Origin of the sequence: Paenibacillus rhizolycopersici (genome assembly GCF_014947195.2) — a bacterium.
In the GTDB taxonomy this organism is placed as follows: Bacteria; Bacillota; Bacilli; order Paenibacillales; family Paenibacillaceae; genus Fontibacillus; species Fontibacillus rhizolycopersici.
This window is the reverse complement of record NZ_JADCNN020000011.1, coordinates 140,330-156,112: the sequence shown is the minus strand read 5'-3', so window position 1 is coordinate 156,112 and position 15,783 is coordinate 140,330. Positions and strand designations below refer to the sequence as shown.

Genomic DNA, 15,783 nt, shown 5'->3' with positions numbered 1-15,783 from the left:
GTTAGCGCTCGAGGAAGGGTTTGTTCGTGCCCTCGGCGTTAGCGTTTGAGGAAAGGCTTGTCATTTAGCCTTGTCCTTGTCCTTGTCCTTGCCTTGTCCTTGTCCTTGCCTTGTCCTTGCCTGGGCCTGGCCTCGGGTATCCCGCCAGCCTCCCCGTCTGCCCTACAAATCCTTCGCCTTCATCTTCAGATCATTCACCAACTGCATCGCTTGCAGCGGCGTCATGTTCATCAAATCGGCGTTTTTGATCAGGTTGACGAGCGTCCTCATACCCGGATCCTCGGTCACCGGAGCGGCCGGCTTCGCTTGAAGCGATGGTTCCTCATCGCCAAAAATCGAAAGCTGCACCACCGGCCCGCCTTCGCGGTCAAGCGGCTCCGTCAGAGCTTCCGCAACCGCGGCAGCTTCCGTAGAAGCCATAGCCTCCGTCATCGCCGCAGCTACAGCCGTTTCTCGCACAGCCCGAGCAGCGTCTTCTTTCGCCTGCGGCTCAGCCGCCAGTCGTGCGATAGCCACCGCTGTACCCGTGCCAGCCAACTGCGGGGCTTTCTCCTCGAGTCCCTTCAGCAGCCCATAGGCCCGGCCGATGATCTCCTCAGGCAAGCCGGCCAGCCGCGCGCAATAAATGCCATAGCTGGTGTCCGCCGCGCCCGGGATCAGCTTGCGCAAGAAATGAACCTTGTCCCCGCTCTCCTGCACCGCCATGCTGTAATTGCTAAGCCCAGTCAAACTGTGCTCCAAATGAGCGAGCTCATGGAAATGCGTGGATACCAGCGCCTTACACCCGATTCGGTCGTGGACATATTCGATCACCGCTTGCGCGATCGCCATCCCTTCGCTGGTGGATGTGCCTCGGCCCAGCTCATCGATAATGATCAAGCTGCGGGGAGTGGCTTTCTCCGTCATGATCTGAATGTCAGCCATCTCCACCATAAAGGTGCTTTGTCCGCCAATCAGATCGTCCGCCGCGCCAATCCGCGTAAATATGCGGTCGACCAACGGGATTTCCGCCTTGGCCGCCGGCACGAAACAGCCGATTTGCGCCAGGATCGAAATGAGGGCGACCTGCCGCATGTACGTGCTCTTCCCTGCCATGTTAGGCCCCGTAATCAGCAAAATGCTGGCCTCATCCTTGCGAAGCGCTGTGCCGTTGGCGATAAATGCCGTATCTTTCATCACGGACTCCACCACCGGATGCCGACCTTGCTCCACGACGAGGTCGTAGCCGTCGGTCAACTTCGGCTTCACAAAGCCATTGTCTGACGCCACGGCCGCCATCGAGCGCAGCACGTCGATTTCGGCGATTTGTTCGGCTAGCTTCTGCAAGCGAGGGATGTCCGCAGCGATCCGTTCGCGTAGTTCATTAAACAACGCGTACTCCAGATCAACCATCTTCTCTTCGGCTTCAAGAATGAGCGTTTCCTTCTCCTTCAACTCCGGCGTGACGAAACGTTCGGCATTCGCCAGCGTTTGCTTCCGCTCATACCTTCCTTCCGGCAAAGAGGCCAAATTCGATCGCGTAACCTCGATATAGTATCCGAATACCTTGTTGTAGCCGATCTTCAGCGATTTAATCCCGGTCGCCTGACGTTCGGCCGCTTCCAGCTCGGCAATCCATCGCTTGCCGTTCACCCCGGCCTCGCGCAGCTCGTCCAGTCGTTCATGAAATCCGGTCTTGATGATCCCTCCATCCCGCACCGAAACCGGAGGTTCGTCGGCAATCGCCGTATCGATCATCCCGGCTAGATCCGCGCACTCGTCCATCACAGAGGCGATCCGCCGCAAAGTAAATGATGCCGATCCACCGCAAAGATCTTTGATCGCCGGCACCTGGCGCAGCGAGGTCTTCAGCGCAACCAGATCACGTCCATTGGCATTGCCAAAAGCGACGCGGCCCACCAGCCGCTCCAAATCGTAAATATCCTGGAGCGCCCCGCGTAGATCCTCACGCAGTATAAAGGCGCTATGCAGGTGCTCTACCGCTTCCAAACGTTCCTCGATCCGAGTCTTTTGCAATAAGGGCTTGTCAATCCAGCGACGCAGCAATCTGGACCCCATCGAGGTCTCTGTACGGTCAAGCAGCCACAGGAGCGAACCTTTCTTCGAACGCTCGCGGACCGTTTCAACCAATTCCAGGTTACGCCGCGTAAACGGGTCCAAAATCATAAAATGCTCGGGCTCGTAGGCTGATATTTTTGTCAGCTGACCGAGCGAACGTTTTTGCGTTTCGCTTAAATAGCCGACAAGCACCGAGATATTGTCGCGCCGTTCCGACTCCAGACGGATCCATTCCGCTTCGCCGAACTGCGTGCGCGCCGTCTCCTCCTTCGCTTTAGCCCATGGCGTATACACCACCGGCTTACCAAGCGGAGCGGCTTGTCCGGCAATCCAATCCAATAACTCCGGATCCCCAATAACCTCCGCCGGGTCATACAAGCCGATTTCGTCGCGCAGCCACTCCTTGTTCGACGGCGCCGAAGTCGCGTACAGCTCCCCGGTGGACAAGTCGCAGGCAGCCAGGGCCATCAACCCCTGCCGTTCGGTGACGGATACGATGTAGTTGTTCGTCCGTTCACCGATCGTCTTCCCTTCCATAATGGTCCCGGGCGTAATCACTCGGACGATTTCGCGTTTGACCATGCCTTTGGTCTGGGAAGGGTCTTCCATCTGCTCGCAGATCGCCACTTTATACCCTTTTTCAATCAGACGGTGAATATAGTTGTCTGCCGAGTGGTAGGGAACGCCGCACATCGGAATCTTCTCCTCAGCGCCTCCGTCCCGTCCGGTCAGCGTAATCTCAAGCTCTTTGGCGGCCAGGATTGCATCCTCGAAGAACATTTCATAGAAATCGCCCAGCCGGAAAAACAGAAACGCGTCCTGCGCTTCCGCCTTGATTCGTAAATACTGCTCAATCATCGGCGTATAGGTAGCCATGATTCCCCTCCATTTACCCTGCGCTGTCAGTCTTTCATAGAATCTTATTATACCAGAAAAGGGCAGTGGGGTTATGTAGGATTTTGCAATTTCCAAGCGGTGCGGATATCTGCAGTTTCATCCCAAGCACGGCCGGACTGAATGACTTTAAGCAGCGGGGCGACATAACCTTCGTAGCGAGCATAATCAGGAACGCTTTGGATATCCGTCAACAAGCGGGGTAGCGCTGCACGAAGCGATTTTTTTCTGGCGGCATAAAACGCGGTCCAGATCTCCTCCTTCTCCAGCGGTCTAGCGGTGAGGCGTTCCGCGTTGTCTATGATCAGACTAGCTAATGCCACTACGCCTTTGGTCACGAGCGGAGAAACCAGGAAACTAGGCAACGTACGATATTCAAAACCGCCGTATTCCTTAAGGCGGAAATCGCCGAGAAAACCGTATTTCGGGCGACGAGGTTTACTTCGGGCGTCTTCCAGCACGGCTAGCGGCAGTGCCAGGTAGTTGTCGAGCGCCCGCAATAGTTCCGGCGTCAACCCCACTCCGCTGAAATGCAAATGTCCGCCCAGCGGAAAACCGCGCTGCGGCATAGCTCCGGCCTGCCAAATCAGCCCCCGGTCTTCGATGGCCTCGCGGGCTTCGCGAAAGGCGTGCAGCAAATGAACGACGACTTCGCGCGGCTCCTTGCCTGGACGAGGCCGCAACTCGGCAAGTGGAAACAAGCGTTGTCCGCGGTAACGCAGCACATCGCATCCCGCTTCTCCGTGAAATTGCAAATAACGGGAAGCCGGGACGACTTTTCCGTGAGTCGGATCGAACAACAAAAACTCCGGGTCCATCCCGATCAGCCGCTCCGCCGCCGCTTCCCGGAGCCCTTCCTGTTCTTCCAAAGTATCTCGCATAGCACGGGCGATTCCGGCGGCAGCGGTACTTCCAGCTTCAGCGGAGGGAATGATCGAATCCACCGTAAACCGACCTTCCTCCCCGGCCGAAATCACCACTTCGCCAAAATCGAGCCCAACAGCATATAACGCGCGGATAGCCGTGCTTGCCAAGCGTTTATGCAACGGTGAGTCCTGAGCCGGCAGTTCACCCAGCAGCGGCAGCGCCTGCCCAGATTTTCCGAGCGGTCGAATTTCCCATACCCGCAAGTGGAAACCGGTAACGGCAAAACGTCGTGTGTAGGATGCCCTCTTGCTTCTGACTTCAGGAACGAGACGTTCCGGTTCCGTCGTCTTCAGTCCGGCCGTTTCGAGACGCCGCCGCCAGTCTCCTAGCGTGACTTTTGGCCGCCCCAGCACGATCTCTTGTACCCGTTCGCCCCAATAAGCTTCCTCTGGTCCGTAATAGATCCACTCCGAACCGTTAACGATGGGTTTCGATGCCGGTCCTTTCAACACCCGATAGGGGCCGCCTAAGCGCCCTAACGCCTGTAACAAGCGCCCTTTGAACGTACCGGAACCCAGCCGGATTTTTAGCACAAGATGCTCATCCTTCACCACCGATTCATCCCCCGTCTGATATGGAAGTGATTCGAAAAATAAAAACAAAAAGAGGGCAGCCGCCCTCTTCGACGACGCCCCTGCCGCATATGCTACAGTGTAGCCTGAAACCTTTGGTGCTTACCCATCTGCCTTCTTGCTTCCAACACGAATCACAGTTCGTCGTCGAGGAGATCCGGATCCAAATCTTCATAATCGCCGAGCTCGGAGCCAAAATCGTAATCCTTATCTTCGATGCCGCTGTTTGGCACCACAAGGACATTCAACTTCGTTTCGGCAACCAATTCTACCGCGAATTCGCGTTCCACCCGAATGGATACGCGCCCGTCACCCGAGACGGTGGCTTCGACGGTACTAGGTTCCTGTGTGGCTTCTGCGGATACTTCTACCGTCGACGAACGGTGTCTGGAATCCAAGTAGCTCAGCGGGACATTCTCAACGTAAGATACCGTTTCTTTGGCGACCTCGGTCTGCGAGTTCTTGTCGTACGAATACCAGATGTTAATATCGTAAGTACCAATAACTTCAATTCCGTCTCCCGCAGCGACCGCTTCGTACTGGTGGTTGATGATCCAGGCCCCCAGGATGCTCGACGGTTTATGAGGGGGAGTCACGGTATGTGTTACGGTAGAGAACTTACGACCTTTTCCGCAGATCGCTTTCGTGATGATCTCTCTACTTTGATATTTCAATGACATGTTAGAACCTCCTCCATACATCATTCAATAAAAGTGTATGCAGGACATTCGTCTAGGGTGACAACTATTTTATCGTTGCCTGATTTCGTTTCCGTGCCTGGTTCGCCGCCATTCGAGGAATGGGGGCTTTATTTTTTTTAGAAACGGCCAGGTATAAGGAAAGTTCCCGGCAGAGCTGCAGGATGGCCGAACGGATTTCGAATTCCTCGCGAGTGGAGGGCAGCTCCATTTTTTTAAACTCCTCCTCCAGCTCAGCCAGCATTTGCTCAGTCACCCCGGTATATTCCTCCTGATTGACGTCCACGCTAAGCCGATCGAACAGCACTGCGGCAAATTCCCCTTGCGGCATGCGCTGATACACCTGTGCTATCAACTCCAGCATACCTTCGATCCGGCTTAATTGCTCTTTCCGCATGAAGAAATACGCAATCCAGGCCTCATTAGGCGAGATCATCTGATTCTCCGCCGCCCGCTTGGCAATTGCATGCCCCTCCTCGACAAGTCGGGCGGCTTCCGTCAACTCTTTGCCATCCCATAAGCGATAAGGATCACGTAGCGTTGCGCCGATTTCCTGAAAGATACGCGAAAACAAAGCGTCAACCTCACGCCGCGTACCCAGGAGCTTGTCTTCCGTCTTCGGCATGTACAGAAAATTGACGACCATCGCCGAACCAAGTCCGATGATTAGCAGCTCCACCTGGGTTAAGAGCACGTGCCAGGAAATCTCCGCACCGCCGAACACGCGGAACACGACGACGGAGCTAGTAACGATCCCTTCTTTGAAGCCCGCACGGGCGATCAACGGAAAAGCGATTAGTATATAAATGGCGAGTACCCAAATATGAAAGCCGAAGAAGTAGAAGACCCCAAAAGCCAGCAACAAACCGAGAATGGAAGCAAAAAACCGCGCCGATATCGAAGCCAGGCTGCGCTTGCGCGTGACGTCCACTCCTAGAATAGCTAACAGTCCCGCGGAATTGGCGCCTGCCACGCCGGCGAAATCCGCGATGAAGATCGCCATAAGTGTGGCTATCGCTGTTTTGATCACTCGAAATCCCATGAAAACCCATCCTTTTTGTCGAAACCGCTCTATGAAAATATCCTACTTGATTTCACGCTTCCATACAATGCCATTTTGATATTCAGCACTTTGCGATCTGACCTAGGGCTTGGCTTGATCTTTCTTTAACTCGATGATCTGATTAGGCGGGATCATGACGTAAAGCGGCTGAACTACCAACCTCCAGGCCCACGCAAAAAAAGGGAGCGTTACCGCTCCCGCACTAACTTTCGTTCGATATAGACAACCAGCTGGTACATCCCCGTCGCCACGACTGCAATGATGACCAGGCTTGACAGCACCAAGGTAAAGTTAAACACCTGAAACCCGTAAACGATCAAGTATCCAAGCCCGATTTTGGCCACAAGGAATTCCCCAACGATGACACCAACCCAGGCCATGCCCACGTTCACCTTCAGCGTGGATACGATGGTCGGGAACGATGCGGGCAGGATAGCCTTTAGAAACACGTCACGCCGCGATCCACCAAACGTGCGGATCACCTTGATCAGGTTGGCGTCCACTTCATTGAAGCTGTTAAACACGACCAGCGTCGTTACGATGACTGTAATTGACAACGTCGTTACGACAATAGCCGTGAAGCCGGCGCCAAACAATACGATAAAGATCGGGCCAAGCGCCACCTTTGGCATACTGTTGAACACGACCATGAAAGGGTCCAGTACGCGGGATAGAAACGGGGACCACCAGATAAGGACCGCCAGCAAGGTACCGATCAGCGTCCCCAGCAGGAAACCTACCGCCGTTTCGCCCACCGTCATTGCTAAATGTGGCCACAACTCGCCGCTGACCGCATCTTTGACAATTTGCCGGCCAACCTTGGACGGGTAACTAAAGATGAGCACATCAATCCATCGCATCCGGCCTGCAAGCTCCCAACATCCGATGAATAACACGAGGATCAGCGCCTGAACACTCACCACATAGTTACTTATTCGTCGTTTGCGTTTGCGGTACAGATGCCATTTCTCCTGTAGCCAGGCCTCCTGATTGGCCTGCTGATTGGCGTCCGGTTTGGTTACGGGCTGTGCCAAGGGCTATCCCTCCTCCCTTTCCGACGTTTCGAGATCCCGCCAGATTTCATGGAACAGTTCGTTGAAGCCTTCGGCTTCCCGGGCATAAAACGGCTGCGCGTTCCGGATCTGCTCCGGAATTTCGTACATGCTGCGGATCCGGCCGGGTCTCGGAGCCAGAACGATAACCCGGTCGCTGACCGCGATCGCTTCGGACAAATCGTGAGTCACCAGGACGCCCGTTTTCTTGCGTTGCTTCAGGGTCCCCCACACTAAATCCTCCAGTTGCAGTTTCGTCTGATAATCAAGCGCCGAAAATGGTTCATCCAGCAGCAAGAGCTCGGGATCGGTCGCTAGCGTTCGCACGAGGGCGACCCGTTGACGCATTCCGCCCGACAGCTGGTGAGGATATAGGTTCGCCGTATCGCCAAGGCCCATTTCAGCCAGCAAGTTCCGGGCTTTTTCGGTGCTTTCCGGCGTTAACCGTCCCGTCAGCTCAAGCCCCAGCACGCTATTACTCAGAATGGTCCGCCACGGGAACAAATAATCTTGCTGCAGCATATAACCGACCTGAGGGGTAGGCCCCGTCACCGATTTGCCGTGCAGCAGCACCTCCCCCCGGGTGGGAGAGAGTAGACCTGCCATGACGGAGAGAAGCGTGGTCTTTCCGCAACCGCTGGGACCAACCAGACTGATGAATTCACCCGGCTCCACCGTTAAATTCATCCCTTGCAAAGCGAGGACGGCCTCCCGGTCCGTCACATAGACTAGATCCAGGTGTTTCAGTTCCACGACAGAAGGCAAAAGCGCTCACGCTCCTTTTCCGTTATAGTCACTTACTTAACTGAGTTCACGGCTTTATCGGCGAAGCTGTTATTGACCAACTCACCTACATCAACCCGTTCATTCAGCTCTCCAGCGCTTTCCATCACGTCAAGCAGGTTATTCCACGAATCCTCTGCCAACGCCGGCGTTTCGGCATAACTTCCTTGCTCCTGATAACGCTTGATCGAACTAATCAAGATATCCATATCCGTATCTTTAAAATAAGGAGCGACGGTTTCTGCGATTTCCTCCGGCGTGTGAGACTGGACCCAAAGCTGGGCTTTATGGACCGCGTTCGTAAACTTCTGAACGACTTCCGGGCGATCGTTCATATAGCTCTGTTTGGTCATGAATACCGTGTAAGGCAGCCTTCCGCTCTCCGTACCAAAGGAAGCGACGACGTGGCCTTTCCCTTCCTTCTCAACAATAGATGCTTGCGGTTCGAACAACTGGACGAACTGTCCCGTTCCCGAGACGAATGCCGCTGTGATGTTGGCGAAATCCACATTCTGAATCAGCTCTAGATCCTGGTGCGGATCAATCCCGTGTTTGCGCAGGGTGAACTCTCCTGCCATTTGCGGCATGCCGCCTTTCCGCTGACCAAGGAAGACGCTGCCCTTCAGCTTCTCCCAATCGAATGCTCCGGAGTCTCGGGCAACCAGGAAGGTCCCGTCGGTTTGCGTCAATTGAGCAAAATTAATCACCGGATCCTCCGAGCCTTGCTGATACACGTAGATCGAAGTTTCCGCTCCAACCAGCGCCACGTCGATCGCTCCCGACAGCAACGCCGTCATCGTTTTGTCGCCACCCGCTGTCGTCTGCAGCTCTAAGTCAAGTCCTTCCTCTTTGAAAAAGCCCTTTTCCAATGCGACATATTGAGGGGCGTAAAATACGGAACGGGTGACTTCCCCGATTTTCACCTTTTGGGTTTGGCCGCTTCCTCCGCAACCGCTTAGGGCTGCTGTCAGGAGAACGATGAGCGCGAGCCATAACACCTTACGAGCGTTGTTCATGCCGTTCACCTCTCCTTCTTCATGGAGTTTCATAGCCAACCGATTTCTAGCGGTTGACCAGAACATACTAAATAGTATGCGATGGCCCAGCAAAAGGTTAAGAGCACAAAAAAGGCTGTCCCGGGCGGATGATTCCGCCTTAAGGACAGCCTCGAAAAGGATGACGGCTAGATGCCGTAAATGCTTTTGAATTTATGCTCCAGATATTCCGCGAGATAATCCGGGTTCAGCTCTTCCCCGGTGATTGCCAAGATGATTTCCGATGGTTTCCGGCTCTTCCCGTATTTGTAGATTTTGTCGGTCAGCCATTCCTTGATCGGCTGGAAGTTGCCATCCGCAATGAATCCTTCGAACTGCGGCATTTCCTTACGAAGCGTGTTTGCGATCTGAGCCGCATACATGTTGCCTAACGCATAGGAAGGGAAGTAACCAAATAGCCCGCCCGACCAGTGAACGTCCTGCAGCACCCCGAGCCCGTCATTCGGCGGCGTCAAGCCGAGATAATCGCGATACTTCTCGTTCCATACCTTAGGCAGCTCGCTGACCGGCAAAGCTTCATTAAACAGCATCTTCTCGATCTCATAACGGATGATGATATGCAAATTATAAGTCAGTTCATCCGCTTCGATCCGGATGAACGAGTTCTCCACGCGATTGATCCCGAGAAAGAACGCCTCCGGTGTAACGTCTTTGAGCTGTTCAGGGAAATGCTGCTGTAGTTCTCCGAAATATCGCTCCCAGAACTGCAGGCTGCGCCCGACAAAGTTCTCCCAGAAGCGGGACTGCGACTCGTGGATCCCCATCGACGTGCCTTGACCAAGCGGTGAATCGGCTAGCTCTGGAGAAACGTTTTGCTCATATAATGCGTGTCCTCCTTCGTGTAAGGAGCTAAAGATGGCGCTGGCGACATCATCCTGCTTGTAATTGGTTGTGATCCGCACATCGCCATGATTCAACGTCGTTTGGAACGGGTGCACGGTCTCGTCGATCCGCCCGGCTTCGAAGTCGTAGCCGATTTGTTCCAGGAGGAAACGGCTGAACTTCGCCTGTTGTCCCGCATCGAACAGCTGATCCAGGAAAGGCGCCTCCGGCTTGTTCTTCGCCGCTGCCACCGCTTCAACCAGCGGTACCAGGCGGTCGCGCAGCTGTCCGAATACCTGGTCGAGCTTCTCTACCGTTAGATCCGGTTCATACATATGTAGCAATGTATCATAACGAGTGGCCTTCGGACCCCAGTAGTCGATAAATTCCTGCGTTTTCTCCACAATTTGCGTTAAGTAAGGTTCAAAGCCGGCGAAATCACTATTTTCCTTGAAATCCTCCCACATCGTTTCGGCATGGGCGGTCAATTCGGTATATTCCCGGAATTTCTGCGGAGGAATCTTAACGCTTCGATCGTACTCCTCCTGCACGTCAAGCACCATCCGACGTTTGACATCGTCCAATTCATCCAGAACGGAAGGTTGATTCAAATAAGCCAAATATTCGCCCATTTCTGCTGAGGTTTGCAGTTTAAAAGCTTCCGTGGACAATAGACCGATGGTCGCGGCCCGGGTCTCTGCGCCTTTCCGCGGTGCGCCGGTGCGCAAATCCCAATTCATCAGCGCAACGGCTTCCCCGTACCCGTGAATCTTTTGCAGAAGCTCTCGAAAGAGCTCCCATTTCTCAACCGTTTCCTGCTTCATGACAACTCCCGCCTTTACTGGTGAAATTTACTGCTACTCTTGATGATACTTTTAACAAACCTTATAATCAAATTTTAAGCGGGCGAAATCACCTTATTTTGAAATATTTCATTTTCATGTAAAGGAGCTGTCTTCATCTTATGAAAATATCATTAAACCCGACGGCTGATAAACTCATTGCCGACAAGCTCGGCACGAAGTCCGGCCTACTCCGCCTCGTGTATGATACGGAAAACTGCGGCTGCGGAATGAGCGGGGTTCCGGTGCTCCACATCGTGTCCGAGCCCGGCGCTTACGACATTCCGATGGAGAATGAGGTTTACCCGTTCTGGATCGATAAGATGCAGGCGATATTTTTCGAAGAAGAGCTTACCCTGAAGGGGGAAGAAAACACCGGTACGTTCCGATTAGACGGACCCTCGCAATTTTACAAATCGAACATCCCTTTGATTGACCGCCGGTAATTCGCCGGTGTCCACAACCCAAACCTAAGGAGGCAGGTCAAATGAATCAGCTGCAATCTATTTTGGATTTCAACCGCAAGTTCGTGGAAGATAAGGAATACGAGAAATATGTGACGGATAAATTTCCCGAGAAGAAGATGGCTATTGTTACCTGTATGGATACTCGGCTTACAGAGCTTCTCCCTAAAGCGATGAATTTGCGTAACGGCGACGTGAAGCTGATCAAGAACGCCGGCGCGGTGATTTCCCAGCCTTTCGGCAGCGTCATGCGCAGTCTGCTCGTCGCGATCTACGAGCTTCATGCGCAAGAGGTGTTCATCGTCGGTCACACCGGCTGCGGGATGGCCGCGCTGAATTCGGACCGGATGATCGGATCCATGCGGGAGCGGGGAATCAGCGACGACACGCTGAACACGTTGGAGAACTCCGGCATCAAGCTGAATAAATGGTTGCGCGGTTTCGATAACGAGAAGGAAGGTGTCATCCAGACGGTAAATATCGTCAAGAAACATCCCTTGCTCCCTGCCGATATCCCTGTTCACGGGATGTTGATTAATTCCACGACGGGCGAATTGGAACTCGTGATTGACGGATACCAGCCGCATCCGAAGTAAAATAACAAGAACAGCGTGTAGCGCCTGCATTGGGAAAGGATGAAGCAACAAGATGACGTATCATTTCGATGAACGATTGCCGCGGCGAGGAACCTACTCCGAGAAATGGGATCTTGGACGAGAGCTGTTCGGCGATCCCGATGTACTGCCTTTGTGGGTGGCCGACATGGACTTTCGATGCGCCCCGGCCATTGTCGAAGCAGTCACCGAACGGGCCAAGCATGGCATCTACGGCTACACAAGCCGGCCTAAGGAATACCTCGATGCCATCACAGGCTGGATGGAACGCCGGCATGGATGGAAGGTCGACGCGTCCTGGTTGACCGACACTCCGGGCGTCGTACCTGCGCTTGGCGTAGCCGTTCAAGTGTTAACCGAACCGGGAGATCAGGTGATCCTGCAATCCCCGGTGTATAATCCGTTCTATGATGTGATTCGCAATAACGGACGCGAGATCGCCGAGAATCCGCTGATTCTTGAAAATGGGCATTATCGGATGGATTACGTTCAGTTGGAGTCGCTAATGCAGAGCGGTGCCAAGCTGATGCTGCTATGCAGCCCCCATAATCCCGGTGGCCGGGTCTGGACCCGGGAGGAATTGGAACGGCTCGGCGAGTTATGCTTGAAATATGGCGTGAAGGTCGTCTCCGACGAAATACATGGCGACCTTGTCTTCGCGGATCACCGCCATGTGCCGTTTGCTTCGCTCTCCGAAGCTCACGCCGGCATCACGATCACCTGCGCGGCCCCTTCCAAAACGTTCAACATTCCCGGTCTGTCTACGGCTTATACCCTAATTTCAAATGTAGCCATCCGCAAATCTTTTGCGGAGCGCATCAAAACGCTGGCTATTGGATCGCTGAACTATTTCGGCCCTTCTGCCACCATCGCCGCGTACACGCAAAGCGAGGATTGGCTGGATGCCGTCTTGGACTATATCCGCGCAAACCGTGACTTCGCGATCGCTTATCTTGCGGCGCACCTGCAAGCCGCGGCCCCAATCCTCTCGGAAGGCACCTACTTGCTATGGGTAGATTGCCGGGCTTTGGGTTGGGACAAAGCTCAAATTAAGCAAATGATGTATAAGGAAGCCAAAATCGCCTTCACCGAAGGCTCCGTTTACGGCCAGAACGGCGAAGGGTTCCTGCGAATCAATCTTGCTTGTCCGCGTTCATTGCTTCAGGAGGCGCTGGAGCGTTTTTGTACAGCGGCTGCCGCTCGAAACGCTTAAAAGGCGATGTGAATAACCCTACCCGAACGCAACAAAGCCGGAAGACTCTTGTCTTCCGGCTTTGTTGATTTAGGTGCGACGCATATATGCTCGAACGGTTATCGGTGCGAATACAGCCACAATGACGGCGGCCCCAAGCAAGGATGTCACCAGATCCCCGCCCACAGTCCCCGTATTGACTAACTCCCGAACCGCGGTTACCAGATGCGAGATCGGATTCACGTTCGCAAACCACCCTAGCCATTTCGGCATCGTTTCGACCGGAACGAACGCATTGGATAAGAACGTCAACGGAAACAACACGATCATTGAAATGCCTTGTACGCTGGATGCCGTCCGTGCGATAACCCCAAAAAAAGCGAATATCCAACTGATCGACCAGGAGCAAACGATGACGAGCAGCGCAGCAAGGGCGACATACCCAAGGCCTCCATCCGGCCGATATCCCATGAGGTATCCCATTGCGAACGTTAAGACCGTGGCGATCGTATAGCGGACCGTGTCGGCCAACAAGGCGCCGGCCAGCGGCGCAATCCGAGCGATCGGCAACGACTTGAAACGGTCGAAGACGCCCTTCTCCATATCCTCGCGTAGTTGCACCCCGGTGACGATCGACGTCGAGATCACGGTCTGCACCAAAATCCCCGGGATAATGACCGGCAAATAACTTATAACATCCCCCGAGATCGCCCCGCCAAAAATATAAGTGAACATCAACGTAAAAATGATCGGCTGAATCGTTACGTCAAACAGTTGTTCCGGTGTTCGCTTGATTTTAAGTAAGCCCCGATACGCCATGGTCAACGAATGGCGGAGCGATTGACGGAAGCTCGTGTGGTTCTTCAGAGGCCGTGCGGCTTCGGGGTTGACTGTCGTGCTATTCACGCGATTACCTCCTTCTGCTTCAGTACGGAACTGTCCGTGCCTGCGGCGGCATCTTCTTCAACGCCATGCCCAGTCAGGGTCAAAAACACTTCATCCAACGTCGGCTTCTGGACGCTTAGCTCCATCAAAGCAATACCCGATTCGCGTAAGGCGATTAATAGGTCGGTAACTTTATCCCCTTCCGCCAGCGGGGCGGTGATCTTTCCGGCTTCCGCCGAAATATTCGTCGTTACTCCCAGCACCTGTTCTACAATCCGGCGGGACTCCGTCAGATCAAGCGGATTGCTGATTCTTAGCTGCAGCGACGAGGCACCAACCGAGGACTTCAACCCGTCGACGGTTCCTTCTGCAATGACCTGCCCGCGATCGATCACGGCGATTCGATCCGCCAATTGATCGGCTTCGTCCAAGTATTGCGTCGTTAACAACACGGTTGAACCGGAAGCGACCAAGCGGCGGATCGTATCCCACATCTGCGTCCGCGTACGCGGATCCAACCCCGTGGTCGGTTCATCCAAGAAGATCAGCGGCGGCTGGGCGATCAAGCTCGCGGCCAAATCCAGCCGTCGCCGCATCCCGCCGGAGAAATGCTTCAGCGGGCGTTTGGCCGCTTCAGACAAGCCGAATTCCTCCAACAGCTCCTCCGCTTTTCGGCGAGCTTCACTGCGCCCTAACCCTAGGAGTCTGGAGAAAATGACGAGGTTCTCCGTAGCGCTCAGCGTTTCATCCACGGAGGCGTACTGTCCGGTCACGCCGATCAACTGGCGGACGATATGCGGCTCCTTGACGACATCATGTCCGAATATGCGGGCGGATCCCCCATCCGGACGAAGCAAGGTGGCTAACATGCGGATCGTTGTCGTTTTCCCGGCCCCGTTAGGTCCCAGCACTCCGTAAATCATGCCGCTTTCCACCCGCAGGTCTACTCCGTCCACGGCACGGCTTGTTCCGAATATTTTGACAAGTCCATCGGCTTCGATTGCTGGTTTAGATAAGCCCCCCATGTTGGTGGACATTTTCGTATTCATCGGTTACCTCCTCCTATCCTTCACCCAATGTGATCTACAATTAGGAGCTTACCTGAGTTAGTTAAACTGAATTTAAACGATTGGAACACAAACACACTCCATGTCCAAACCGCTCGCATACATTGGTTCTGGGGCATCGACAAGCTAAGGCTTGCACAAATCTAAACCATTGGGAGGTGTACGTGTGAAGAAGAAAGTCAGCTTTCTGTCTCCGACTTTTAATAGCGAAGCGTGGATCGTACGGATGCTCGACAGTATCCCCAAAGAAGATGCGCATGAAATCGTAATATGTGACGACGGTTCGACGGACAAGACATTAGCTCTTCTCAAAAACTACCAAAAACACTGCCCTAAGCTTCGAATCCTGGAAAACCGAAAAAATGCAGGGGCCGGGCACGCCTATAACCGTTGTCTGGACGAAGCGACTGGCGATTATGTGGCCATTATTGACAGCGACGATTATTATTTGCCCGCTATTCGCGAAGTTCTGGCACAAGTGGATGGCAGGTATGACATTTATTATTACAACATGGTCACGAGGCTCGGAAAAATTCTCGAGAAAAAATCCACAGACGATCCTTATCGCAAGTCCGGGCAATTCAAAATTATCCGCAGAAGCTTTATCGGAGACAGCCGATTTGGTACCCAAGGCCCGGTTCCTGGCGATGTGAATTTCCACAAGTTATTAATCGATAAAAAACCCGCCTGCAAATACACGGGAATCGTAGCTTACTGGTATAACTATCCGAGAGAAGGATCCGAAACTCACATTTATCGGAACCGCAAGAAATAATTGAAACGCACCACGAAAAA

At 53.7% G+C, this 15,783-nt stretch carries 14 protein-coding genes; 4 read left to right on the top strand and 10 right to left on the bottom strand.

Going from position 1 to position 15,783, the window contains the following annotated elements:
• Positions 1 to 162: 162 nt before the first annotated feature.
• The 8 genes from mutS to IM700_RS13880 all read right to left on the bottom strand — a co-directional run bounded on the left by mutS (position 163) and on the right by IM700_RS13880 (position 10,748).
• Entirely contained in the window at positions 163 to 2,934 is a 2,772-nt protein-coding gene (gene mutS, locus IM700_RS13915; RefSeq protein WP_193416158.1) for a DNA mismatch repair protein MutS, read from the bottom strand.
• A 71-nt stretch (positions 2,935 to 3,005) separates the two neighbouring features.
• Positions 3,006 to 4,430 carry a putative amidoligase domain-containing protein gene (locus tag IM700_RS13910; protein ID WP_336244904.1) on the bottom strand — a complete coding sequence of 475 codons (1,425 nt, stop codon included), beginning with the start codon at positions 4,428 to 4,430 and terminating at the stop codon, positions 3,006 to 3,008.
• A 155-nt stretch (positions 4,431 to 4,585) separates the two neighbouring features.
• Positions 4,586 to 5,131 (bottom strand): outer spore coat protein CotE, encoded by a 546-nt coding sequence (gene cotE, locus IM700_RS13905; RefSeq protein ID WP_155607955.1) that lies wholly within the window; start codon positions 5,129 to 5,131, stop codon positions 4,586 to 4,588.
• Positions 5,132 to 5,195: 64 nt separating this feature from the next.
• Positions 5,196 to 6,191, bottom strand: coding sequence for an aromatic acid exporter family protein (locus IM700_RS13900; RefSeq protein ID WP_155607954.1), 996 nt, complete (start codon positions 6,189 to 6,191; stop codon positions 5,196 to 5,198).
• A 209-nt stretch (positions 6,192 to 6,400) separates the two neighbouring features.
• Positions 6,401 to 7,171, bottom strand: a complete 771-nt coding sequence (locus tag IM700_RS13895) for an ABC transporter permease (RefSeq protein ID WP_244868464.1) — start codon at positions 7,169 to 7,171, stop codon at positions 6,401 to 6,403.
• Between the two features lie 78 nt (positions 7,172 to 7,249).
• Positions 7,250 to 8,029, bottom strand: a complete 780-nt coding sequence (locus tag IM700_RS13890) for an ABC transporter ATP-binding protein (protein ID WP_193416156.1) — start codon at positions 8,027 to 8,029, stop codon at positions 7,250 to 7,252.
• A 32-nt stretch (positions 8,030 to 8,061) separates the two neighbouring features.
• A complete protein-coding gene (locus IM700_RS13885) occupies positions 8,062 to 9,063 on the bottom strand; it encodes an ABC transporter substrate-binding protein (RefSeq protein ID WP_193416155.1) in 1,002 nt (333 codons plus the stop codon).
• A gap of 167 nt (positions 9,064 to 9,230) precedes the next feature.
• Complete coding sequence (locus IM700_RS13880; protein ID WP_193416154.1) at positions 9,231 to 10,748, bottom strand: carboxypeptidase M32; 1,518 nt, start codon at positions 10,746 to 10,748, stop codon at positions 9,231 to 9,233.
• A gap of 140 nt (positions 10,749 to 10,888) precedes the next feature.
• Between IM700_RS13880 and IM700_RS13875 the strand changes: the two genes are divergently transcribed.
• Genes IM700_RS13875 through IM700_RS13865 form a run of 3 tightly spaced genes read left to right on the top strand, consistent with a single transcriptional unit; the run spans position 10,889 to position 13,057 of the window.
• The gene (locus IM700_RS13875; protein ID WP_193416153.1) at positions 10,889 to 11,212 is read left to right on the top strand and encodes an iron-sulfur cluster biosynthesis family protein; all 324 of its coding nucleotides are present in this window, start codon (positions 10,889 to 10,891) and stop codon (positions 11,210 to 11,212) included.
• Between the two features lie 41 nt (positions 11,213 to 11,253).
• Entirely contained in the window at positions 11,254 to 11,826 is a 573-nt protein-coding gene (locus IM700_RS13870; protein WP_155607948.1) for a beta-class carbonic anhydrase, read from the top strand.
• 52 nt (positions 11,827 to 11,878) lie between these two features.
• Positions 11,879 to 13,057: a MalY/PatB family protein gene (locus IM700_RS13865; RefSeq protein WP_193416152.1), complete on the top strand. Its 1,179-nt coding sequence runs from the start codon at positions 11,879 to 11,881 to the stop codon at positions 13,055 to 13,057.
• 69 nt (positions 13,058 to 13,126) lie between these two features.
• Here IM700_RS13865 and IM700_RS13860 read toward each other — a convergent pair whose 3' ends face one another.
• Positions 13,127 to 13,942, bottom strand: a complete 816-nt coding sequence (locus IM700_RS13860) for an ABC transporter permease (protein ID WP_193416151.1) — start codon at positions 13,940 to 13,942, stop codon at positions 13,127 to 13,129.
• Positions 13,939 to 14,970, bottom strand: coding sequence for an ATP-binding cassette domain-containing protein (locus IM700_RS13855; protein WP_239483890.1), 1,032 nt, complete (start codon positions 14,968 to 14,970; stop codon positions 13,939 to 13,941). Before IM700_RS13855 ends, IM700_RS13860 begins: the two co-directional genes overlap by 4 nt.
• Positions 14,971 to 15,154: 184 nt before the next feature.
• Here IM700_RS13855 and IM700_RS13850 point away from each other — a divergent pair, with 184 nt between their 5' ends.
• On the top strand, positions 15,155 to 15,763 hold the full coding sequence (locus tag IM700_RS13850) for a glycosyltransferase (protein WP_193416150.1): 609 nt from the start codon (positions 15,155 to 15,157) through the stop codon (positions 15,761 to 15,763).
• The last annotated feature ends 20 nt before the right edge of the window (positions 15,764 to 15,783 follow it).

What these genes read in the sequence shown, in the direction of transcription:
- mutS (WP_193416158.1), bottom strand. Translation starts at nt 2,934, where the DNA reads ATGGCTACCTATACGCCGATGATTGAGCAGTATTTACGAATCAAGGCG.
- cotE (WP_155607955.1), bottom strand. Translation starts at nt 5,131, where the DNA reads ATGTCATTGAAATATCAAAGTAGAGAGATCATCACGAAAGCGATCTGC.
- IM700_RS13900 (WP_155607954.1), bottom strand. Translation starts at nt 6,191, where the DNA reads ATGGGATTTCGAGTGATCAAAACAGCGATAGCCACACTTATGGCGATC.
- IM700_RS13885 (WP_193416155.1), bottom strand. Translation starts at nt 9,063, where the DNA reads ATGAACAACGCTCGTAAGGTGTTATGGCTCGCGCTCATCGTTCTCCTG.
- IM700_RS13880 (WP_193416154.1), bottom strand. Translation starts at nt 10,748, where the DNA reads ATGAAGCAGGAAACGGTTGAGAAATGGGAGCTCTTTCGAGAGCTTCTG.
- IM700_RS13875 (WP_193416153.1), top strand. Translation starts at nt 10,889, where the DNA reads ATGAAAATATCATTAAACCCGACGGCTGATAAACTCATTGCCGACAAG.
- IM700_RS13870 (WP_155607948.1), top strand. Translation starts at nt 11,254, where the DNA reads ATGAATCAGCTGCAATCTATTTTGGATTTCAACCGCAAGTTCGTGGAA.
- IM700_RS13865 (WP_193416152.1), top strand. Translation starts at nt 11,879, where the DNA reads ATGACGTATCATTTCGATGAACGATTGCCGCGGCGAGGAACCTACTCC.
- IM700_RS13855 (WP_239483890.1), bottom strand. Translation starts at nt 14,970, where the DNA reads ATGAATACGAAAATGTCCACCAACATGGGGGGCTTATCTAAACCAGCA.